This window comes from Actinacidiphila yanglinensis (assembly GCF_900107965.1).
In the GTDB taxonomy this organism is placed as follows: Bacteria; Actinomycetota; Actinomycetes; order Streptomycetales; family Streptomycetaceae; genus Actinacidiphila; species Actinacidiphila yanglinensis.
In genome coordinates, this window is record NZ_FNVU01000013.1 from 101,477 (window position 1) to 121,777 (window position 20,301).

Annotated in this window: 17 protein-coding genes; 12 read left to right on the forward strand and 5 right to left on the reverse strand. The window is 74.0% G+C overall.

The genetic code is table 11. The features are described from left to right. The first annotated feature begins 79 nt into the window (after nucleotides 1–79). The 3 genes from C4U44_RS26820 to C4U44_RS26830 all read left to right on the forward strand — a co-directional run bounded on the left by C4U44_RS26820 (nucleotide 80) and on the right by C4U44_RS26830 (nucleotide 3,848). Entirely contained in the window at nucleotides 80–1,264 is a 1,185-nt protein-coding gene (locus C4U44_RS26820) for a S1 family peptidase (RefSeq protein ID WP_103888601.1), read from the forward strand. Between the two features lie 168 nt (nucleotides 1,265–1,432). Then, nucleotides 1,433–2,452 (forward strand): acetamidase/formamidase family protein, encoded by a 1,020-nt coding sequence (locus tag C4U44_RS26825; RefSeq protein WP_103888602.1) that lies wholly within the window; start codon nucleotides 1,433–1,435, stop codon nucleotides 2,450–2,452. Between the two features lie 109 nt (nucleotides 2,453–2,561). Then, nucleotides 2,562–3,848, forward strand: a complete 1,287-nt coding sequence (locus C4U44_RS26830) for a low temperature requirement protein A (RefSeq protein WP_103888603.1) — start codon at nucleotides 2,562–2,564, stop codon at nucleotides 3,846–3,848. A 58-nt stretch (nucleotides 3,849–3,906) separates the two neighbouring features. Here C4U44_RS26830 and C4U44_RS26835 read toward each other — a convergent pair whose 3' ends face one another. The 3 genes from C4U44_RS26835 to C4U44_RS26845 all read right to left on the reverse strand — a co-directional run bounded on the left by C4U44_RS26835 (nucleotide 3,907) and on the right by C4U44_RS26845 (nucleotide 6,800). Continuing rightward, complete coding sequence (locus C4U44_RS26835; RefSeq protein WP_103888604.1) at nucleotides 3,907–5,034, reverse strand: AI-2E family transporter; 1,128 nt, start codon at nucleotides 5,032–5,034, stop codon at nucleotides 3,907–3,909. 229 nt (nucleotides 5,035–5,263) lie between these two features. Beyond that, nucleotides 5,264–6,379 (reverse strand): P1 family peptidase, encoded by a 1,116-nt coding sequence (locus tag C4U44_RS26840; protein ID WP_103888605.1) that lies wholly within the window; start codon nucleotides 6,377–6,379, stop codon nucleotides 5,264–5,266. A 64-nt stretch (nucleotides 6,380–6,443) separates the two neighbouring features. Next, nucleotides 6,444–6,800, reverse strand: a complete 357-nt coding sequence (locus C4U44_RS26845; RefSeq protein ID WP_103888606.1) for a hypothetical protein — start codon at nucleotides 6,798–6,800, stop codon at nucleotides 6,444–6,446. A 119-nt stretch (nucleotides 6,801–6,919) separates the two neighbouring features. On the opposite strand from C4U44_RS26845, the gene C4U44_RS26850 reads away from it, so the two are divergent. The 3 genes from C4U44_RS26850 to C4U44_RS26860 are packed head-to-tail and all read left to right on the forward strand — an operon-like array spanning nucleotide 6,920 to nucleotide 11,153. Further along, nucleotides 6,920–8,398 (forward strand): FGGY family carbohydrate kinase, encoded by a 1,479-nt coding sequence (locus C4U44_RS26850; RefSeq protein ID WP_103888607.1) that lies wholly within the window; start codon nucleotides 6,920–6,922, stop codon nucleotides 8,396–8,398. Nucleotides 8,399–8,421: 23 nt separating this feature from the next. Continuing rightward, on the forward strand, nucleotides 8,422–9,873 hold the full coding sequence (locus C4U44_RS26855) for an NAD(P)/FAD-dependent oxidoreductase (RefSeq protein ID WP_103888702.1): 1,452 nt from the start codon (nucleotides 8,422–8,424) through the stop codon (nucleotides 9,871–9,873). Then, entirely contained in the window at nucleotides 9,870–11,153 is a 1,284-nt protein-coding gene (locus C4U44_RS26860; RefSeq protein ID WP_103888608.1) for an NAD(P)/FAD-dependent oxidoreductase, read from the forward strand. Before C4U44_RS26855 ends, C4U44_RS26860 begins: the two co-directional genes overlap by 4 nt. Nucleotides 11,154–11,388: 235 nt before the next feature. Here C4U44_RS26860 and C4U44_RS26865 read toward each other — a convergent pair whose 3' ends face one another. Beyond that, entirely contained in the window at nucleotides 11,389–12,474 is a 1,086-nt protein-coding gene (locus tag C4U44_RS26865) for an FUSC family protein (RefSeq protein WP_103888609.1), read from the reverse strand. Nucleotides 12,475–12,715: 241 nt separating this feature from the next. Beyond that, on the reverse strand, nucleotides 12,716–13,474 hold the full coding sequence (locus C4U44_RS26870; protein WP_103888703.1) for a DeoR/GlpR family DNA-binding transcription regulator: 759 nt from the start codon (nucleotides 13,472–13,474) through the stop codon (nucleotides 12,716–12,718). Nucleotides 13,475–13,810: 336 nt separating this feature from the next. Here C4U44_RS26870 and C4U44_RS26875 point away from each other — a divergent pair, with 336 nt between their 5' ends. The 6 genes from C4U44_RS26875 (at nucleotide 13,811) to melA (ending at nucleotide 20,287) form a co-directional block, all read left to right on the forward strand. Continuing rightward, nucleotides 13,811–14,548 (forward strand): endo alpha-1,4 polygalactosaminidase, encoded by a 738-nt coding sequence (locus tag C4U44_RS26875; protein WP_235032381.1) that lies wholly within the window; start codon nucleotides 13,811–13,813, stop codon nucleotides 14,546–14,548. Nucleotides 14,549–14,770: 222 nt separating this feature from the next. Next, nucleotides 14,771–16,108 (forward strand): ABC transporter substrate-binding protein, encoded by a 1,338-nt coding sequence (locus tag C4U44_RS26880; protein ID WP_103888610.1) that lies wholly within the window; start codon nucleotides 14,771–14,773, stop codon nucleotides 16,106–16,108. A 10-nt stretch (nucleotides 16,109–16,118) separates the two neighbouring features. Next, complete coding sequence (locus tag C4U44_RS26885) at nucleotides 16,119–17,081, forward strand: carbohydrate ABC transporter permease (protein WP_103888611.1); 963 nt, start codon at nucleotides 16,119–16,121, stop codon at nucleotides 17,079–17,081. Next, the gene (locus C4U44_RS26890) at nucleotides 17,078–17,971 is read left to right on the forward strand and encodes a carbohydrate ABC transporter permease (RefSeq protein WP_103888612.1); all 894 of its coding nucleotides are present in this window, start codon (nucleotides 17,078–17,080) and stop codon (nucleotides 17,969–17,971) included. Before C4U44_RS26885 ends, C4U44_RS26890 begins: the two co-directional genes overlap by 4 nt. 4 nt (nucleotides 17,972–17,975) lie before the next feature. Then, nucleotides 17,976–18,977, forward strand: coding sequence for a carbohydrate kinase family protein (locus C4U44_RS26895; protein WP_103888613.1), 1,002 nt, complete (start codon nucleotides 17,976–17,978; stop codon nucleotides 18,975–18,977). After that, nucleotides 18,974–20,287, forward strand: a complete 1,314-nt coding sequence (melA, locus tag C4U44_RS26900; RefSeq protein ID WP_103888614.1) for an alpha-glucosidase/alpha-galactosidase — start codon at nucleotides 18,974–18,976, stop codon at nucleotides 20,285–20,287. Before C4U44_RS26895 ends, melA begins: the two co-directional genes overlap by 4 nt. Nucleotides 20,288–20,301 lie beyond the last annotated feature (14 nt).

Below are 20,301 nucleotides of genomic sequence, written 5' to 3' on the forward strand. Positions count from 1 at the left end.
CCATACGATGACGCTGCACGCTCTGAGAGCGCTCTCTCCTCTCGCTTCGGTCTCACTCCCCCCGGACGGAAGAAGTGTCATGAGACGCAGAATCGGCACGATCATCAGCCTGTCCGCCTTACTCGTCGCCACCGCCCTCGGCGGCGCCGGCGTCATGACGGCGTCCGCCGCTCCGGCACCCGACGCCGGCAGCTCGGCCGGCGGCGCCCTCGCCTCCGACGCCGTGGTGACGGCGATGGTGCACGACCTCGGCCTGACGCCGGCCCAGGCCCGGCAACGGCTGCGGCAGCAGGCCACGGCGACCACCCTCGAACCCAAGGCCCGCAAGGCCGCCGGGAGTTCGTACGGCGGCTCGTGGTTCGACCAGCGCGACGGCACGCTCGTGGTCGCCGTGACCGGCGCGCGCGCCGCGTCGGCCGTGGCGAGGACCGGCGCCGCCACCACGGTCGTCGCCCGCACCGCCAAGCAGCTCGACGCGGCGAAGTCCGCGATCGACACGCTGGCCAGGACGCACAAGGCCCCCGCGGGGGTGAGCAGTTGGGGCGTCGACCTGCAGAAGAACCAGGTCGTGGTCAGTGTGCGCGCCGACCGGGCGGGCGACCCGGCGGTCCGCGCCTTCGTCGCCGCGGCCGAGCGCGGCGACACCGCACAAGCCGTGACGGTGCGGACGACGGCCGCCGCCGCTCCGACAACGCTGTCAGCCGGCACCGTCGGCGGCGACCCCTTCACCAGCCACGGCATCCGCTGCTCGATCGGCTTCTCGGTGATCGGCGGCTTCGTCACCGCCGGCCACTGCTCCCAGGCGGGCGCGGCGGTGTACGGCTGGGACGGCTCGTACGTGGGCAACTTCCAGGCCGGCACCTTCCCCGGGAACGACTACTCCTGGGTCAACGTGGGCAGCGGCTGGTGGACGGTGAACGTCGTCCTCGGCTGGGGCACCGTCTCGGACGTGCTCGTGCACGGCTCGGCGGTGGCCCCGGTCGGCTCCTCCGTGTGCCGCTCGGGTTCCACCACGCACTGGCACTGCGGCACGATCCTCGGCACGAACGAGACGGTCAACTACTCGGAGGGCAGCGTCTACGGGCTCACCGAGACCAACGTGTGCGCCGAACCGGGCGACTCCGGCGGCTCGTTCATCAGCGGAGACCAGGCCCAGGGGGTCACCTCCGGTGGTTACGGCGACTGCACCTCGGGCGGCGAGACCTGGTTCCAGCCGGTGAACCCGATCCTGTCCGCCTACGGCCTGACCCTGCAGACCAGTTGACCCTGCTCCTGCCGGCAGCACCATGCGGCCGGCCCGCCCCGGACACCCCGGGGCGGGCCGGCCGTCGCGTGCCCCCGCGGCGAGGGGCGACACGCTCCGCTATAGTGCCGTGCTCGCAACCGGCGACCGGCAACCGCCGGGGCCGGCCGGCTTCTTGGAGGAACACCCGTGGACCTGGCCGACGTCGTCCCGCTGCAGCCCGGACCCGATGACTACGCCTACACCTTCGGCGGTCGCGCGCCGGTGGTCACCGTGCAGCCGGGCACTGTCGTCGAGTTGACCACCGAGGACTGCTTCGGTGGCAGCGTGCGCGGGTTCGGCGACCTGCCCAGCCAGGTGTGCGTCTTCCCCCGGCTCAATCCGGTGACCGGTCCGGTCGCGGTGGCCGGGGCCGAACCGGGCGACACCCTGGCGGTGCACTTCGTGGAGATCACGCCGGCCCGCGACTGGGGCGTGTCCAGCACCTTCCCGCACTTCGGCGCGCTGACCACGACCCACACCACCGCCATGCTGCACCCGCCCCTCGAAGAGCGGGTGTGGGTCTACGAGATCGACGTGCCGGCCGGCGTCTGCCGCTTCCGGGCCCGCGGCACGGACTTCACCGCCGACCTCCCGCTGGACCCGATGCACGGCACGGTGGGGGTGGCCCCGGCCGCCGGGGAGACGCTGATGTCGATCACGCCCGGCGCGCACGGCGGCAACATGGACACCCCCGAGATGCGCGCGGGCACCACGGCCTACTTCGGGGTCAACGTCGAGGGCGGGCTGCTCTCCATCGGCGACGGCCACGCCCGGCAGGGCGAGGGCGAGGTGTGCGGCACCGCTGTCGAGACCGCGATGCGCACGGTCGTCGTGGTCGATCTGGTCAAGGGCGGCGGCCCGGCCTGGCCCCGGCTGGAGGACGACCGGCACCTCATGAGCACCGGCTCGGCCCGGCCGCTGGAGGACGCGTTCCGGATCAGCCAGCACGACCTGGTCGGCTGGACCGGCGGGCTGCTGGGCCTGGACGAGCTGGACGCCTACCAGCTGGTCAGCCAGGCGGGCCTCGCCCCGGCCGCCAACGTCTGCGACACCAACTACACGATGGTGGCGAAGTTCCCGAAGTCCGTGCTGGGCGGGGCCCGCGCCTACGACGGCCTGCACGACCGGCTCCGCGCGACGGCCGCGGCCTACTTGCGGCAGCGCTAGGGCCTGTCGTCCGCGAGCCGTCCGCGCGCCGCGCCCACCGCCCATGGCTCGGCCCGGACGGCGCGCCGCGGCTCCCGACGCCCCGGCCTGGTCCGGCATGATCGTGCGCATGAGCGAGTCCGAACCCGGCCACCACCCCGGGACAGGAAGAGTGGCGCACCGGCGGGTCCCGATGAGGGGCCGGGACCCGGAGGAGCCCGGCCGGGTCTCCACCCCGCTGGAACTCCTCCTCGACCTGACGTTCGTGGTCGCCGTCGGGAGCGCGGCCTCGCACTTCGCCGAGATGCTCGCCGCGGGGCACCCGGGGCAGGCGGTCGCCGCGTTCGGGCTGGCGATGATCGCGATCAGCATCGCGTGGATCAGCTTCAGCTGGTTCGCGTCCGCGTTCGGCACCGACGACTGGCTCTACCGGGTGCTGACGATGCTGCAGATGATCGGCGTCGTCGTCTTCGCGCTCGGGCTGCCGGCGATGTTCCACTCCGTGGAGGAGGGCGGGCGGCTCGAACTGCGCGCGATGGTCGCCGGATACGTGGTGATGCGCGTGGCGATGGTGCTGCAGTGGCGGCGGGCGGCACGCGAGTCGCCGCCGTTCCACGATGTCGGTATGGCCAACATCCGCTGGACCGTGATCATCCAGGGCGCCTGGATCGCGGTCGGGTTCGCCGATGTGCCGCGCACCGCGACGTTCGTGGTCTTCGTCTTCCTGTCGGCGATGGAGCTGATGCTGCCGGTCCTGGCGCAGGGCAACGCGGCCGCCACGCCCTGGCACCCCCACCATGTCGCCGAGCGGTACGGCCTGTTCGCGATCATCACGCTGGGCGAGGGCGTGGTGGGCACCGTCGCCTCGTCGGGCGGGCTGCTCGGCGGTGTGAACGGCACGGAGTGGACGGGGACCGCGGTGGCCGTGGTCGTCGCCGGGGTCGGGCTGACCTTCGGCATGTGGTGGGTGTACTTCATCACGCCCTTCGGCGACATCCTGGTCCACCGCCGCAGCCTCGGTTACCTCTTCGGGTACGGGCACATCCCGGTGTTCGCGGGCATCGCCGGCGCGGGCGCCGGGCTGCACGTCGCCGGGCTGTACCTGGAGGGCCACGCGGAACTCGGGGAGACCGCGGTGGTGCTGGCCCTGGCCGTCCCCGTGGGCCTGTTCCTGCTGATGGTCTACCTCCTGCACACCCTGCTGCTGTCCTCGGGGGACCGCTTCCACCTGCTGCTGATCAGCGGGACCCTCGCGGTCCTGGTCCTGGCGGCCCTGCTCGCCGCGGCCGGTGTCGCCCTGGCGGTGTGCCTGCTCGTGGTGATGCTCGCCCCGTTCGTCACCGTCGTCGGCTACGAGACGATCGGGCACCGCCACCAGCAGCGCATGCTCGACGCGATCGCCGCGCCGCAGAACTGACGGTGCCTCCGGTGCGTCCGGCGCGAGTCGGGCGGGTTCGACGAGCCTCCGGCGCGGGTCACGCGCTGTCGGTGCGCGGGAACACGTACTCGTCCAGGACGATCCCGATCGCCACCGCCGTGGGGATCGCCACCAGACCGCCGACGATGCCGAGCAGGCTCCCCCCGACGAGGACGGCCACCACGGTCACCACGGGGTGGACGTCGACCGCGAACTTCATGGCGCGCGGCATGATCAGGTAGTCCTCGGCGACGCGGAAGGCGATCGAGAACGCCGCGGTGGCCAGGGCGACGGGGAGGGAGACCGACAGGGCGACGAGGCTGACCGCGACCCCGCCGACGGTGGAGCCGACCACGGGGACCATGTCCATGAGGGCCACAAAGAAGCCGAGGGCGGCGGGGTAGGGCAGCCCGGTGGCCTCGCACCAGATGAAGGTGGCGGCGCCGGCGATCGCCGAGGTGACGATGTTGCCGAGCATGAAGCGGCCCACCCGGCTCAGGATCTCCTCGCTGACGGACTCGGCTCTGGCCCGCCGGGTGCCGGGCACGAAGCGGTAGCAGAACCGTTTGATCGCCGGCAGTGCCGTCATCACGTAGAGGGTCACGGTGACGACGACGGCGGTGGAGGCGACCGCGCTGACCACGAGCTGTCCCGCGCCGAGGACGCCGCCGGCGACCTCCGACGCGCCGAGGCCGGACGTGAGTTGCTGCCGTGCCTTCTCGATGACGTGGTAGTGGTCCTCCAGGCGCCCGAGCGTGCTGTGGTGGTCGTGCAGCTGGCTGCGCCAGCGCGGCACGTCGTCGGTGAGCGCGGTGACCGCGGCGGTGACCGGGGGGATCACCAGCGCGACGAACCCTGCGAGGACCGCGGCGAGCCCAGCCGCGACGGACGCCACCGACCAGCCCCGGCGCAGCCCGCGCCGGCACAGCCACGCCACCACCGGTTCCAGGCTGACCGCGATGAAGACGGCGAGGAGCAGCAGCGTGAGCAGCTCGCTCATCCGCAGCACGGTCCGCACCAGCAGCCAGGCGAGCAGCGCGCCCAGCCCGGTGCCGAAGCCGACCCCGAACCAGGAGCGCCGGGCGGCCGGGAGGACGGCGTCCAGCCGCAGCCGGCGCGGGGGGAGGGCGGTCGCGGGCGCGGCCGGCACCGGCGGCAGCGCGGTGTCGGCGGGCAGGTCGGTCATGGCAGGGCTCCCTCGCGACGGTGGACCGCACGGACCGGTACGCGCGGGCGCCACCGTGGCCGCGCCCGCGGGTCCACCCGTACCAACGGCGGCGACGGCCCGGCGTCACCGGCTGCGAGACGTTGCCCCCTGGTCGGCGGTACCCGTCGTGGTCCGCCGCGTGCGCGACCCCGCGGGGGGAGGCGGGGCCGCGGAAGTGCCGTGCGCGGAGGTCGGCGCGGGCGGCGGGTCAGGCGCCGTTCCGCCGCGGGATCCCGAACCGCTCGCGGTAGCTGGGGAAGTCGCCGCCCGGGCCGTGCACGCTGTCGGCGGACAGCACCGCGTGGAGGACCGCGCGGGTGAGGACGTCGGCGCCGGCCGCGAGGATGGCGTTGACCGCGCCCGCCTCCTGGTGGACGCCGAAGGCGGGGTCGGACGTCGCGAGCGCGTCGGGGGGCAGCAGCGGGCGCCGCCCGGTGGCCAGCGCGAAGACGGTGTCCCCGTCGGAGAGCAGGTGCACCGGGCGGATCGCGCGGGCCAGCCCGTCGTGCGCGGTGCCGGCGAGCTTGTGGGCCTGCGAGCGGCTCAGCGCGGCGTCGGTCGCGACGACGGCGAGCGTGGTGTTCATCGGCTGCTCCCCCGCGCCGGCCGGCCGCTGCCGGGCGCGGTCGCGTACGGCCGCGGGCGGGGGCCTGGCGTCGAGCCCGAACTCCGTCTCCCAGTCGGGGCGCGCGCCCCACAGGGCGCCGGTGTCCGGGTCGGCCACGGAGCCGGCGGAGTTGACGGCCGCGAGCGCGGCCACCGTCGTGCCGGAGGGAAGGACGGTGCTGGCGGTGCCGATGCCGCCCTTGAGACCGCCGGCGACCGCTCCGGTGCCGGCGCCGACGCAGCCCTGCGCGACGGGCCCTCCCTCCTGCTGGGCGGCGGCCGCCTCCACGGCGGCGCGGCCCATCCCCCGGTCGGGGCGGGCCCGCCACGCGCCGCCGCGGCCGAGGTCGAACAGCGCGGCGGCCGGCACCACCGGCACCACCTGGCCGGGGCCGCCGACGCGGAAGCCGCGGCCCTGCTCCTCCAGCCACTCCGCGACGCCGCCGGCGGCGTCGAGGCCGTAGGCGCTGCCGCCGGTCAGCACGATCGCCTCGATGTGCCGGACCAGGTTGCGCGGGTCGAGCGCGTCGGTCTCCCGGGTGCCGGGACCGCCGCCGCGCACGTCCACCGCGGTGACGGCGCCGCCCGCGGGGGCCAGCACGACGGTGGTGCCGGTCAGCCACCCGCCGCCGGTGCGCTGGGCGTGGCCGACCCGCACCCCGGCCACGTCGGTGAGGGCATTGGCGGGGCCCGGCCGCGCCGCGTCCTGAACGGTCATCGGTTCACCGGACCCGCCGGTCCGCTCGTCGCCGGTCGCCTTCGCGCCGCGCAGGGGATGCCGCTCACATCAGCACCCTGTCACCGTCCGTCGCCTCCGGCCCGCTGTGGTCGCGGATCACCGCCGCGACCGCGGCCGGGTCGTCCGGGGTGATGAACGGGCGGACCCGCTTGCCGACGTCCAGCAGCAGGCCCTCCGTCTTGCGCGTCCGGCCGGGGTCCAGGCTCGCCCAGACCGTCGGGTTGGCGGTGCCCCAGATCCGGCCCTGCCCGCTCATCAGGCCCATCCGGACCCGCTGCACGGCCCGGATGTCGGCGTAGCGGACGGTCTTGCCGCCCCAGGGGAAGTAGTACCCGCGGATGCGGATGCCGTCGGGCGTGCAACGGATCCACCGGTCGCGGTAGCTGTCCTGCGTGTCCATGCTCCCAGCCTGCACCGTCGGGCGCCGCGGGCCAACCACGCGGACCGGCACACCCTCGCCTCGTCGGGCCCGCCGACCCTATTGTCGTGCGTGCCGGTTCCCCGCGACGAAGGACGACCGTGACGACGATCCTCGCCATCGACCAGGGCACGTCATCGACGAAGGCGGTGGTGCACGACGAGGAGGACGGCGTGGTCGCGGTGGCGGAGGAGCCGCTGCGCCCCGACCACCTCAGCGGCGGGCGGGTCGAGCAGGACGCCGACGCGGTGCTCAGGTCGGTGCTGGTCGCCGGCCGGCGGGCCGTGACCGAGGCGGGGCGGGCGGTCGACGCGGTCGCGGTCGCCAACCAGGGCGAGACGGTGCTCGCGTGGGACCCGCGCACCGGGCGCCCGCTGACCCGCGCGCTGGTCTGGCAGGACGGCCGGGCGGCCGGGATCTGCGCGGAACTGGCCGAGCACCGCGAGAAGGTCGCGCACCGCACCGGTCTGGTGCTGGACCCGTACTTCTCCGCGCCCAAGATGGCCTGGATCCGGCGCGAGCTGACCACCGAGGGAGTGGTCAGCACGCTCGACGCGTGGCTGCTGCACCACCTCACCGGGGAGTTCGTCACGGACGCGGCGACCGCGAGCCGGTCGCTGCTCACCGATCTGGACACCGCCGGCTGGGACGAGGAGATGCTCGGTCTGTTCGGGCTCGGCGACGAGCGGCTGCCGCGGCTGGTGGACAACGACGCGATCGTGGGCACCACTTCGGCGTTCGGCGCCGAGATCCCGGTCGGCGGCCTGGTCGTGGACCAGCAGGCGGCGCTGCTGGCCGAGGGCTGCCTGGAGCCGGGCGACACCAAGTGCACCTACGGCACCGGGGCCTTCCTGCTCGCCAACACCGGTACGGCGCCGGTGCGTTCGGCGCAGGGGCTGACCGCGTCGGTGGCCTGGCGGCTGCGCGGGCGGACCACGTACTGCCTGGACGGGCAGGTCTACACCGCGGCGTCGGCGGTGCGCTGGCTCCAGGAGCTGGGGCTGATCGGGTCCGCGGCCGAGCTGGACGCGGTGGCCGCCGAGGACAGCGACGGGGTGCTGTGCGTACCGGCGTTCGCGGGCCTGGCCGCTCCGTGGTGGCGGTCGGACGCGACCGCGTCGGTGGTCGGGATGACGCTGTCCACCCGGCGCGAGCACCTCGTACTCGCGGTGCTGCAGGGCATCGCCGCGCAGGTCTGCGAGTTGGGCCGGCTGGTCGAGGAGGGGCTGCGGCCGGCCCCGGCGACACCGGCACCGGCGCGGGCACGGGCACGGGCCGGCGCCGCCCGGCCGCTGCGGGTCGACGGCGGGCTGACCCGCAGCGGCGCGCTGCTCCAGGCGCAGGCCGACCTGCTGCAGGCGCCGGTGGAGGTCTACCCGTTCCCGCATGCCACCGCGCTCGGCGCCGCCGCGCTGGCCCGCCTCGCGCTGCGCCCGGAGCGGGAGTTGGCCGACGTGCTGCCGCCGTGGCAGCCGCAGGTGGTGCACCGCCCGCGGTGGGAGCCGGAGCGGGCGGCGGCCTTCCGCTCGCGCTGGCAGGCGGCGGCCCGGGCCACCCTCGACCTGGGCGCGGGCGCGTGACCGACGGCGCCGGGTGCGCGCCGCTGCCGACCGGCTCCGAGGTCGAAGCCGATACCGATACCGATGTCGATGTCGCCGTGGTCGGCGCGGGCGTGGTGGGCGCCGCGATCGCCCGCGAACTGGCCGGTCACGGGCTGTCGGTGGCCGTGCTGGAGGCGCGCGACGACATCGGCGACGGCACCAGCAAGGCCAACACCGGCATCCTGCACACCGGGTTCGACGCGAAGCCCGGCACGCTGGAGTCGCGGCTGGTCCGCGAGGGCTGCCGGCTGCTCACCGCGTACGCGGCGGCGACGGGCATCCCGGTGGAGCGCACCGGCGCGGTGATGGCGGCCTGGACCGAGGAGGAGCTGGCGGCACTGCCCGGGCTGCGGGAGAAGGCGGAACGCAACGGGTACCGGCGCTGCGAGCTCGTCGGCGCCGGCGAGGTCTACCGGCAGGTGCCCGCGCTCGGCCCGGGCGTGCTGGGCGGCCTGACCGTGCCCGACGAGTCGCTGACCTGCACCTGGACCACCACGCTCGCGCTGGCCACGGACGCGCTGCGGCGCGGCGCGCGGTTCCTGCTCCGCCGCGCGGTGATCGGCGCGGACCCCGGTGCCGGGGTCACCAGGCTGCGCACGGCCGGAGGCGATCCGATCACCGCCCGCTGGGTGGTCAACGCGGCGGGCCTGGGCGCGGACACCGTGGACCGGATGTTCGGCCACGACCGCTTCACGGTCACCCCGCGGCGCGGCGAACTGCTGGTCTTCGACAAGCTGGCCCGCCCGCTCGCCGACCGGATCGTGCTGCCGGTGCCGACCGCCCGCGGCAAAGGGGTGCTCATCTCGCCGACCGTCTACGGCAACGTGATGCTCGGGCCGACCGCGGAGGACCTCACCGACCGTACGGCGACCGGCACTTCGGCCGAGGGGTACGCCTTCCTGCGGGCCAGGGGCGAGCGGCTGATGCCGTCGCTGATGCGGGAGGAGGTCACCGCCGCGTACGCCGGGCTGCGGGCCGCGGCCGACCGCGACGACTACCTGATCGAGGCGTCGCCGGAGCAGCGCTACGTCGTGGTCGGCGGCATCCGCTCCACCGGCCTGTCCGCGGCGATGGGGATCGCGGAGTACGTCCGCGCGCTGCTCGCGGACGCCGGGCTCGTCCTCGCGGCGCGTACGGACCTGCCCTCCCCGCCGCGCATGCCGAACCTGGGTGAGGCGTTCCCCCGCCCCTACCGGGACGCCGAACGCATCGCCGCCGACCCGGCGTACGGCCACGTCGTGTGCTACTGCGAGCGCGTCACGGCCGGCGAGATCCGGGACGCCTGCACCGCGCCGTTGCCCGCCCGCACCCTGGACGGCCTGCGGCGCAGGACCCGGGCCACGAACGGCCGCTGCCAGGGCTTCTCCTGCGCCGCGGCGGTCACCGACCTCATGGACCGGCACCGCTCCGGCGGGTGCGACGCGTCGACGGAGCCCGGAGGCACCACCCGATGACGGACGGCACCCCGAACTTGGAACGCGGCGCGGTACTGACGCCGGACGTGCTCGTCGTCGGGGCGGGTCCGGCCGGGCTGACCGCGGCGGCGCGGCTGGCCGGCCGGACCGGAGCGGACGTCCTCGTGCTGGACCGGGCCGACACGCCCGGCGGCGTGCCCGTGCACACCGCGCACACCGGGTTCGGCCTGCGCGACCTGCACCGCGTCCTGTCCGGCCCCGCCTACGCCGCCCGGCTGGCCGGCGCCGCGCGCGCCGCGGGGGCGGATCTGCGCGGCAGGGCCATGGTCACCGGCTGGTCCGGCCCACGGCAGGTTGAGGCGACCACGCCGGACGGCCTGCTGCGGGTCCGGGCGCGGGCGGTGCTGCTCGCCACCGGCGCGCGGGAACGTCCGCGCCCGGCCCGGCTGGTCCCGGGCGACCGCCCCCAAGGCGTCCTCACCACCGGCCAGTTGCAGCAGTTGGTGCACGGCTCCGGCCGGCACGTCGGCGAGCGGGCCGTGGTGGTCGGCGCGGAGCCGGTGAGCTGGTCGGCGGTCCTGACGCTGCGGGCGGCGGGCTGCCGGACCGTGCTCATGACCAGCCGGTACGACCGCGCCGAGTCGTACGCCGCCTTCACCGTGCCCGGGCGGACCGTGCTGGGGGTGCCGGTGGCCACCGGGACCCGGGTGGTGCGGATCATCGGGCGCGGCCGGGTGGAGGGCGTGGAGATCGAGCACGCGGCGACCGGCAGGCGCCGCACGGTCGCCTGCGACACGGTGGTTTTCACCGGTGACTGGGTGCCCGAGCACGAACTCGCCCGGGCCGCCGGTCTCGCCATCGACCCCGGCACGCTCGGGCCGGTCGTCGACACCGCCCTGCACACCAGCGAGCCGGGCGTGTTCGCGGCGGGCAACCTCCTGCATCCGGTGGACACCGCGGACGGCGCGGCGCTCGACGGGCGGCACGCGGCCGACCGCATCGCCGCGTGGCTGGCGGCGCCCGGCGGGGAGGGCCCGCCGCTCGGGCCCGGGGTGCCGGTGGTGGCCGGGGAGCCGTTCCGCTGGGTCGCGCCCCAGCTCCTGCGCCCGGGCGGGCCCGCACCGCCTCGCGGCCGCCTCCTGCTGTGGAGCGACGCGCTCGTCCGCGTCCCCCGGGTGAGGGTGTGTCAGGACGGCCGCGTGCTCGCCCGGCGGCGCCTCCCCTGGCCGGCCGCACCCGGCCGCGTCTTCCGGGTGCCTTTCGCGCTGCTCTCCCGGCTCGACCCGTCCGGCGGCCCGGTCCGGCTCGCCCTGGAGTAGGGCTCCCCCGGGTTCCCCTGACCCGACGGGCTGCCCCGTCCCGCGGGTTCAGGGACCACCTCGCGGTGGTGGGCTGGTCGCGAGCTACCCCCTCTGTGTGCACCGTTCTCCCGTTACCGTCGGCTCCCCGACAGCGTTTGCGCGGCTTTGACCTGTGCAAATGACCTGTGTCGGGAGACCGTGCCCGAGATCTCACGGGCCGCGTGCCGGTGGATGCCGCGATGGAGCGGACCCGTCAGGCGCGCTCTGCCGGGGCTCTGGTGTGGCGCTTGCCCAGCAGAGCCGCCAGAAGCATGACGAGGAGTCCGATGCTGACGCCGCACAATGTCCACAGCACCCGGTTGCCCTCGGCGGAGTAGTTGGAGGGCTGCGGAAGGTCGACCAGGATGAGCACTCCCGCAGCGATGGCAGCGGAGTAGAGGGCGTAGCTCAGGAAGCGGACTCCTACGCCGTGCATCAGCAGGACCAGCGCGACGACTTCGAGTCCGCGCTTGACGGCGAACAGCTTGAGCCCGTGTTCGCCGGCGGGCACCAGGAGCAGCAGTACGGCGACGACCGAGCCGATCAGTGCGCCGGCAAGGCGCTGCGCGGATACGAGCGTGGCCTGTTCCAGGCTCGGCTTCATCGCGACGATGGCAGCGATGGGGATCCAGTAGCCGTTCGACAGATCCAAGCCGAACGCGAGCGCGACGGTGCCGGCAATGGCCAGCGCGCGGAGTACCGCGAACGTGGTCAGGGGCGGGGTCAGCTTCTTTCGCGAGGTGTCACCGGGAAGCTCCGCGATCGGCTGGGACCGGTCCTCACGCCGACGGATCAGCCACTCGATGAACGTCAGCACGATCCACAACGCGGCCCCCGCCGCCCAGGCCAGCACCTGCGCCCAGGTGTGGCTGGTGATCCGGGCATGATGGTGGAGGTTGAACGCGAGGCCGACGGCGGCGATGAACCAGACGTTGAGCAGCACGGCGTTGACGAATCTGCGCACCCCGAATGCGGCCGCCAGCCCGGCGACCAGAGTGACGGCGAAGGCCGCGAGTACCAGCCATCCCCAGGCTTGTCCTCCCAGGCCGAAGGCGAGCGCGGTGATCCCTGCGCCGATCAGGGCGAAGAGCGAGATGTGCGACGCGCGGTGCCCGTAGCTGCCTCCTGGGTCGGCCAGTGCCGCGAACAGAAGGCCGAACAAGGCGCTGAGCAGGTACTGCTCGTACCCGATCGCCCAGAAGACCATCAGCGGCACGAGCCCGATGTCCAGGAAGAGGACCGCGCGCGGCCAGTTGACACCTGTCGGGTCGAGCTGGAAGACCTTCGACAGCCAGCCCATGACCTCCCTCGTGTGCCGATGCCCTCCGCGTTCGGTCGCACCAGCCATGGCCGCCTCTGTTCACGCCGTCGCCCGGGTCTGTCACCTCGATCCCGCATTCTCCGAGCCATGCCCTACTGTCACGAAGCGACCCACCCGCAGGGTCCCCGGAACGGCGGACAGGTGACCAGGGCCCGTTTCCACTGTGGTCGGGCGGGGCCTTCCGGTCCCTGAAGCCCCCGGAGGGGCCCCGGGGGTCCGGTCACGCCACGACCGTCCGCACGCCTGCCGCCGAGATCCGTTCCAGCTCAGCCGCAGGCGCGTCGGTGTCGGTGACCAGGAGGGCGATGTCGGTGAGCGGGCAGATCTTCGCGAAGGTGGCGCGGCCGACCTTGGTGTGGTCGGCGACGACCACCGTGCGCGCGCTGGCCCCGGCGAACGCCCGGTCCGTCGCGGCTTCGAGCTGGTCATAGGTGGTGCAGCCGTGTGCCGCTCCGACCCCGTCGACACCGAGGAAGGTGATGTCGGTGTGGACGCCGGCGAGGGTCCGCTCGGCGATCGGCCCGACCAGCTCGTAGCTGGCGTTGCGCGCGTCCCCGCCCACGACGACCAGGGTGACGTGCCGGTGCAGGACGAGCTCCGCCGCGATGTTGACCGCGTTGGTGACCGCGGTGAAGGGGCCGCGGGCCGCGAGCAGCCGGGCGATCTCGGTGACCGTGGTGCCGCCGTTCATGCCGACCACCGCGCCCTGGGGCACGAGCGCGGCCGCCGCGCGGGCGATCGCGCGCTTCTCCGGCAGCAGCCGTTCCGCGCGGTGCTGGAGCGGCACCTCCAGCCCGACCGTGCCCACCTCCGCTCCCCCGCGGGTCCTGCGCAGCAGGTGCTGCCCGCTCAGGTGCTCCAGGTCGCGCCGGACGGTCGCACCCGACACGTCGAGCAGCCCGGACAACTCGCGCACCCCGACGCTGCCGCGGGCCGAGACATGCTCGAGTATCCGCGCGTGGCGCTCACTTCTCAGCATGACGGTGAGCATAACTCCGCCCGCGGCGCGCGTTCCTGACGCGTCTGCTCGGCAATTGAGCAGAATCGCGCGGTTGACACGAGGGAAGCTGCGCGATTAACTCCCGGGCAAGCGCCGGAGGTGAGTACCGGCGCCAGAGGTACGCCTAGCCGGTGGGTGGCCCGCAGTGCGCCGCAAGCCCGGACAAAGTCGCCAGGATCGCCGTTCGGCGTCCGAGGCGGGGACGTACCCTCCACCAGCAGGAGCTCGATGATGCGCATCGACCGCAGTCGTTCCGCTCTCCGTCTCACCGCGCTTTCGGCACTCTTGACCGCCGTGCTCGTCCCCTCGCTCGCGATGGACCAGGCCGGGGCGACCGCCGCCGCGGTGTCCCTCCCGCCGGCCCACGCCGGCTTCGACTACCAGATCGGCGGCGCCTATCCGCCGCCCGCGGGGGTGGGCGTGGTCAGCCGTGACCACACGGACGCGCCGGCCGCCGGGCTGTACAACATCTGCTACGTCAACGCGTTCCAGGTCCAGCCCGGCGACGAGGGCGACTGGGACTCCGACCTGCTGCTGCACGACGCGAACGGCAAGGTCGTCTACGACGAGGACTGGGGCGAGGCGCTCCTGGACACCAGCACCGCCGCCAAACGGCAGCGGATCGCCGACAAGGTCGACGGCTGGATCGACGAGTGCGCCACCAAGGGCTTCCAGGCGATCGAGCCGGACAACTACGACAGCTACAGCCGCTCGAAGAAGCTGCTGACCTCCGGCGAGGCGGAGTCGTACATCAGCCTGCTGTCCGCGCACGCGCACGCCGACGGGCTGGCCATCGCGCAGAAGAACACCTCGGAGCTGGCCGGCGACCGGGCGAGTACCGGGCTCGACTTCGCGATCGCGGAGGAGTGCGGGACGTACAACGAGTGCGGCGACTACACCGCCGCGTTCGGCGATCACGTGATCGTCATCGAGTACACCGCCAAGGGCCTGAAGAAGGCGTGTTCCGGCTGGGGTGACGAGTTGAGCATCGTGCGCCGCGACCTCGACGTGTCTCCCGCGGGCAGCCCGGAATACGTGCGCCAGACCTGCTGATACGGCGCGGGTGGCCGGGCCCGGCACACGGGACCCGGCCACCCGCCGCCTCAGCCGTTCGCCCGGCCCGACCCCCCGGCGGAGCGTCCGGCCCCTCACCCGGCCCGCCGCCGATCCGCCGCGGCCGCCGCCGCTCACCGCGCGGAGCGACCGCCGCGCCCTCGTTCCCCTTCCGGTGACGCCCTGTCATGGGCGTGCCGTGCCCGTCCCCTGGAGGCCCAGATGACCGCGGAAGCAGCGCCGTCCGCCGCACCCTCCCCTGCGCGCCGCACCCTGCTGCGCGGCGCCACCGCGACGGCGGCCGCGGCCGGCGCCGGCCCGCTGCTGGCGGCGTGCGGGGCGGGGGACGGGGACGGCGTCGGCAAGGACGGGCGGGTGACGATCGAGCTGTGGCACGGCCAGACGGACGTCGGCAGGGCCGCGATCGAGGGGCTGGTGGCGGAGTTCAACCGCACCCACCCGAAGATCAGGGTCGACCCGGGCGGCGGCGTGCTGTCGGACTCGATGCTGCAGAAGGTCACCGCGGCGCTGGCGTCCGGGTCGTACCCGGACATCGCCTACATCTTCGGCTCGGACCTGGCGAGCGTCGCGCGCAGCCCGAAGGTCGTGGACCTCACCGCGACCGTGCGCGACGCGCCGACGCCGTGGAGCCGGTTCTGGGCGGCTTCCCGCGACGCCGTGACCGTCAACGGCCGGGTCCGCGCCGCCCCGGCGGTGCTGGACTCGCTGGCGGTGATCTGCAACCGGAAGCTGTTCGCGGCGAAGGGCCTGGAACTGCCGCGGCCGGGCTGGACCTGGCGGGAGTTCACCGACACCGCCCGCGCCCTCACCGACTCCGGCGCCGGCGCTTTCGGCACCGGCTGGCCGGGCGTGGGCGACGAGGACACGGTGTGGCGGCTGTGGCCGATGGTGTGGGACCTGGGCGGCGAGGTCGTCTCCTCGGACGGGCACGGCATCGGCTTCGCCGACAGCGGCGTCAAGGCGCTGGAGACGGTCGCCGCGCTGGCCGGGGACCGCAGCGTGTACATCGACCCGAAACCCGGCAGCGAGCAGATGTACCAGGTCTTCAACTCCGGCCGGATGGGCATGGTCGTGGCCGGGCCGTGGGCGCTGCCCGACACCATCCAGGCGAAGATCGACTACCACGTGGTGCCGCTGCCGAGCTACAGCCGCCGGCCGCTGACCATCGCCGGGCCCGACACCTGGACCCTGTTCGACAACGGCTCCGCGCGGGTGGCCGCCGCCCGCACCTTCGTGACCTGGCTGATCCAGCCCGCGCAGGACGTGCGGTGGGACATCCAGGCCGGCAGCCTGCCGCTGAGCCGCTCCACCGAGGCGATGCCGCAGTGGGCCGAGAAGTCCCGCAGGACCGCGGGGCTGGCGGTGTTCACCAAGGCCCTGGACACCGCCCGGGTCCGGCCGAACCACGCCGCCTACCCGCAGATCTCCGCAGCGCTCGGCCAGGCCATCACCTCGGTGCTGCTCGGCCGTGCCACCCCGGCGAAGGCGATGCGCGACTGCGCCCGCCAGGCCGATGCCGCCCTGCTCATCCCGCGCTGAGGAGACTTCCATGCCGCGCCTTCCCGCCCCGCTCACCCTGCCGCCCGACGCGCCGACCGACGCCGAGGTGCGGCGCGCCCGCCGCCGCCGGCGCCGCTCGGAGTCGGCCACCGCATGGGCGTTCGTCACGCCGTCGGTGCTGGTGATCCTCGGCCTGGGCATCATGCCGGTGGTCTGGTCGCTGCTGCTGTCCTTCCAGGCCGACGACCTGGTCACGCCCAGCCGCTGGGTCGGCCTGCAGAACTACCACGCGCTGACGAAGGACCCCAACTTCCGCCAGGCGGTGCACAACACGCTGCTCTACACCGCGCTGTACGTCCCGCTGAGCATGGTGTTCGGCCTGCTCCTGGCGCTGGCGCTGAACCGCAGGATCAGGCTGGTCGGGCTGTACCGGACGCTGATCTTCGTGCCGTTCGTCATCTCCGCGACCGCGCAGGGCGTGCTGTTCTCCTTCATCCTCGACCCGGAGTTCGGCGCGGCCAACTCGGTGCTGCACGCGCTGCACCTGCCCGCCCAGGGCTTCCTCACCGACCCCGGGCAGGCGCTGTACGTCCTGGTGGCGATATCGCTGTGGAGCGGCACCGGCTTCTGCGTGGTGATCTACCTCGCCGCGCTCCAGGACGTGCCGCCGTCCCTGATCGAGGCGGCCCGGCTCGACGGCGCCGGCCGCCGCCATCTGCTGTGGCACGTGGTGCTGCCGACCCTCACCCCCGTGAACGTCTTCCTGGTGGTGTGGCAGGTGATCGAATCGTTGCAGGTCTTCGACCTGGTGTATGTCACCACCAAGGGTGGCCCGCTGGGGTCGACCACGGTGATCGTCTACTTCATCTGGGAGATGGCGTTCCAGAACTTCACCGCCGGGTACGGGGCCGCGGCCGCGTACGTGCTGGCGGTGGCCCTGCTCGTGATCGCGGCGGGAACCCGGGTGCTGCGCCGGCGCGGCCCGGCCCGCCTGGAAGGAGCCACCCGATGACCGCGACCTCGGCGCCCGCGCGCGCCGCCCGCGACGCGTCCGTCCCGCCTGCCGCTCCGCCCGGCCGCCGGCGCCGCCTGCTGCCGTTCAGCGGCTGGCACCTGGCCCTGGCCCCGCTGGCGCTGCTGTTCGCGGTGCCGCTGCTGTGGCTGCTGCTCAGTTCGGTGATGAGCGACGGCGAGATCAACCGCTTCCCGCCCGCGCTGTGGCCCTCGCACGTCGACCTGAGCGGCTACCGGTACGTGCTGGGCAACGCGATGTTCCCGCGCTGGTTCGCCAACTCGCTGATCGTCTCACTCGTCGCGGTCGCCTCGAACCTGGTCTTCGGCGCGCTGGGCGGGTACGCCTTCGCCCGGATGCGGTTCGCCGGGTCGCGGGTACTGCTGGTGACGATGCTGGCCACCATGGCGATCCCGTTCCAGCTGACGATGATCCCCACGTTCCTGGTGATGAAGCGGCTGGGGCTGATCGACTCGCTCGGCGCGCTGATCGTGCCGTCGCTGGTGACGCCGTTCGCCGTGTTCCTGCTGCGGCAGTTCTTCCTGTCCCTGCCCCGGGAGCTGGAGGAGGCGGCCTGGATCGACGGCTGCTCGCGGCTGCGGGTGCTGTGGTCGGTGGTGCTGCCGCTGTCCCGGCCGGCGCTGAGCACCGTCGCGGTACTGACCTTCCTCGGCACCTGGAACGACCTGACGTGGCCGCTGATCGCGATCAACCACGACGTGCACTACACGCTCCAGTTGGGGCTGACCACCTTCCAGGGCCAGCACCACACCAAGTGGTCGGCGGTGATGGCGGGCAACGTCATCACGGTGCTACCGGTGCTGCTCGCCTTCCTGGCGGCGCAGAAGTCGTTCATCCAGTCCATCACCTCCAGCGGCCTGAAGGGCTGACCCGATGCGTGCCACGCCCCCCTCGTTCGACCTGCTGGTCGTCGGTGACGTCAACCCCGACGTCGTCGTCGGCCCGCTCACCGGACCGCTCGCCTTCGGGCAGCGCGAGCAGCTGGTGTCCACCGGGCTGCTCACGCTCGGCGGTTCGGCCGCCATCATGGCCTGCGGCGCGGCCCGGCTGGGCCTGAAGGTCGCCTTCGCCGGCCGGATCGGCGCCGACGACACCGGCGCGTACGTGCGGGCCGCGCTGGCCGCGCGGGGGGTGAACACCGACGCGCTGCGCGTCGACCCCGACCTGCCGTCGCCGCTGACCGCCGTGCTCAACCGGGCCGCCGAGGGCGGCGCCGCGGGCGGCGACCGGGCGATCCTCACCGCGCCCGGCACCCTCGGCGCCACCACCGGCGACGACGTGCCGGCCGCACTGCTCGCCGACTGCCGGCACGTGCACGCCGCGTCGTACTTCCTGATGCCGAAGCTCGCCGCCGCGCTGCCCGAGCTGTTCCGCACCGCCCGCGGGCACGGCGCGACCACCTCGCTCGACACCAACGACGACCCGGCCGGGCGGTGGGACCCCGCGGGACTCGCGGCCGTCCTGCCCGTGACCGACTACCTGCTGCCCAACGCGCAGGAGGCGCGGGCCCTTTCGGGCGAGGAAGGGCTGGAGCGGGCGGCCGCGGAACTGGCCGCGCACGGGCCGGTGGCCGTCGTCAAGAACGGCGCCGACGGAGCCCTCGCCCACGACGGCCGGACCCTGCTGCGCGCGCCCGCCGTGCCCGTGACGCCGCTGGACAGCGTCGGTGCGGGCGACAGCTTCGACGCTGGCCTGGTCGCCGGGGTGCTGGCCGGCCTGCCGCTCGCCGGCGCGCTCGCCCTCGCCGCGGCCTGCGGCGCGATGTCCACCCGCGCGCACGGCGGCACCGGCGCGCAGCCCACCTGGGACGAGGCACTGGCCGCGTCCCGCACCACCGCCCCCGAAGCGGGGCACGACCACGGAGAGACGTCGTGACCACCAGGACCAAGATCGCGTTCATCGGCGCCGGCAGCGTCGTATTCACGCAGGGGCTGCTCGCCGACCTGTTCGCGTTCCAGGAGTTGACCGGCGCGCACATCGCGCTGCACGACATCGACCCCGAACGGCTGGCGACCGCCGAGGGCGCCGCCCGGTACATCGCCGGCCACCTGGGCGCCGCGCCGCTGATCACCGCGCACGCCGAACGGCGGGCCGCGCTGGCGGGCGCCGACTTCGTGGTGAACATCGTGCAGGTCGGCATGGGCGAGTCGACGCGCACCGACTTCGAGGTGCCGGCCCGCTACGGGGTGCGGCAGACGATCGGAGACACCCTCGGCATCGGCGGCGTCTTCCGGGCGCTGCGCACCTTCCCGCTGCTGAAGGCGCTCGGCGAGGACATCGCCGAGGTGTGCCCGGACGCCTGGCTGCTGAACTACACCAACCCGATGGCCATGAACGTCCAGTACCTCACCGAGGCGACCGGGCTGACCCGGGTGGTCGGCCTGTGCCACTCGGTGTACTGGACGATGCACGACCTGTGCGAGCTGCTGGGCGTGCCCTACGACGAGGTCCGCTACCGGGCCGCGGGCGTCAACCACCAGGCGTGGGTGCTGCGTTTCGAGCACGGCGGCGAGAGCCTGTACCCGCGTCTGGACGCGCTGATCGAGCAGGACCCGCAACTGCGCCGCCGGGTGCGGGTGGACATGTACCGGCGGCTCGGCTACTACCCGACGGAGACCAGCGAGCACTCCTCGGAGTACGTCCCCTGGTACCTCGGCCACGCGAGCGAGGTGGAGCGGCTGCGGCTGCCGGTGGGCGCCTACCTGGACATCGTGGCCGACAACGTCGCGGAGTACGAGAAGACCCGCGACGCGCTGGCGGCCGGCGCGCCGCTGCCGGTGTCCGGGACGATGGAGTACGCGCCGCAGATCATCCACAGCATCACCACGGGCACGCCCCGCACGGTCTACGGCAACGTGCCCAACCGCGGCCTGATCGACAACCTGCCCGCGCACGGCACCGTCGAAGTGCCCTGCCTGGTCGACGCGTTGGGGGTGCAGCCGACCCGGGTCGGGGCGCTGCCCCCGCAGTGCGCCGCGCTGAACCGGTCCTACCTGAGCATGAACGACCTGGTGGTGCGGGCCGGGGTGGAGGACGACCCGCGGCACATCCGGCACGCGGCGATGGCCGACCCGGCGACCGCCGCGGCGCTGCCCGTGGAGCGGATCTGGCAGCTGTGCGACGACATGGTGAGCGCCCACGGGGACCTGCTCCAGCCGGAGCTGCGGGCGCGGTTGGGCAGCTGATCCGCGGCGCGGCG

What these genes read in the sequence shown, in the direction of transcription:
- C4U44_RS26890 (WP_103888612.1), top strand. Translation starts at nt 17,078, where the DNA reads ATGACCGCGACCTCGGCGCCCGCGCGCGCCGCCCGCGACGCGTCCGTC.
- C4U44_RS26865 (WP_103888609.1), bottom strand. Translation starts at nt 12,474, where the DNA reads ATGGGCTGGCTGTCGAAGGTCTTCCAGCTCGACCCGACAGGTGTCAAC.
- C4U44_RS26840 (WP_103888605.1), bottom strand. Translation starts at nt 6,379, where the DNA reads ATGACCGTTCAGGACGCGGCGCGGCCGGGCCCCGCCAATGCCCTCACC.
- C4U44_RS26885 (WP_103888611.1), top strand. Translation starts at nt 16,119, where the DNA reads ATGCCGCGCCTTCCCGCCCCGCTCACCCTGCCGCCCGACGCGCCGACC.
- C4U44_RS26870 (WP_103888703.1), bottom strand. Translation starts at nt 13,474, where the DNA reads ATGCTGAGAAGTGAGCGCCACGCGCGGATACTCGAGCATGTCTCGGCC.
- C4U44_RS26820 (WP_103888601.1), top strand. Translation starts at nt 80, where the DNA reads ATGAGACGCAGAATCGGCACGATCATCAGCCTGTCCGCCTTACTCGTC.
- C4U44_RS26860 (WP_103888608.1), top strand. Translation starts at nt 9,870, where the DNA reads ATGACGGACGGCACCCCGAACTTGGAACGCGGCGCGGTACTGACGCCG.
- C4U44_RS26835 (WP_103888604.1), bottom strand. Translation starts at nt 5,034, where the DNA reads ATGACCGACCTGCCCGCCGACACCGCGCTGCCGCCGGTGCCGGCCGCG.
- C4U44_RS26830 (WP_103888603.1), top strand. Translation starts at nt 2,562, where the DNA reads ATGAGCGAGTCCGAACCCGGCCACCACCCCGGGACAGGAAGAGTGGCG.
- C4U44_RS26895 (WP_103888613.1), top strand. Translation starts at nt 17,976, where the DNA reads ATGCGTGCCACGCCCCCCTCGTTCGACCTGCTGGTCGTCGGTGACGTC.
- C4U44_RS26880 (WP_103888610.1), top strand. Translation starts at nt 14,771, where the DNA reads ATGACCGCGGAAGCAGCGCCGTCCGCCGCACCCTCCCCTGCGCGCCGC.
- C4U44_RS26845 (WP_103888606.1), bottom strand. Translation starts at nt 6,800, where the DNA reads ATGGACACGCAGGACAGCTACCGCGACCGGTGGATCCGTTGCACGCCC.
- C4U44_RS26875 (WP_235032381.1), top strand. Translation starts at nt 13,811, where the DNA reads ATGGACCAGGCCGGGGCGACCGCCGCCGCGGTGTCCCTCCCGCCGGCC.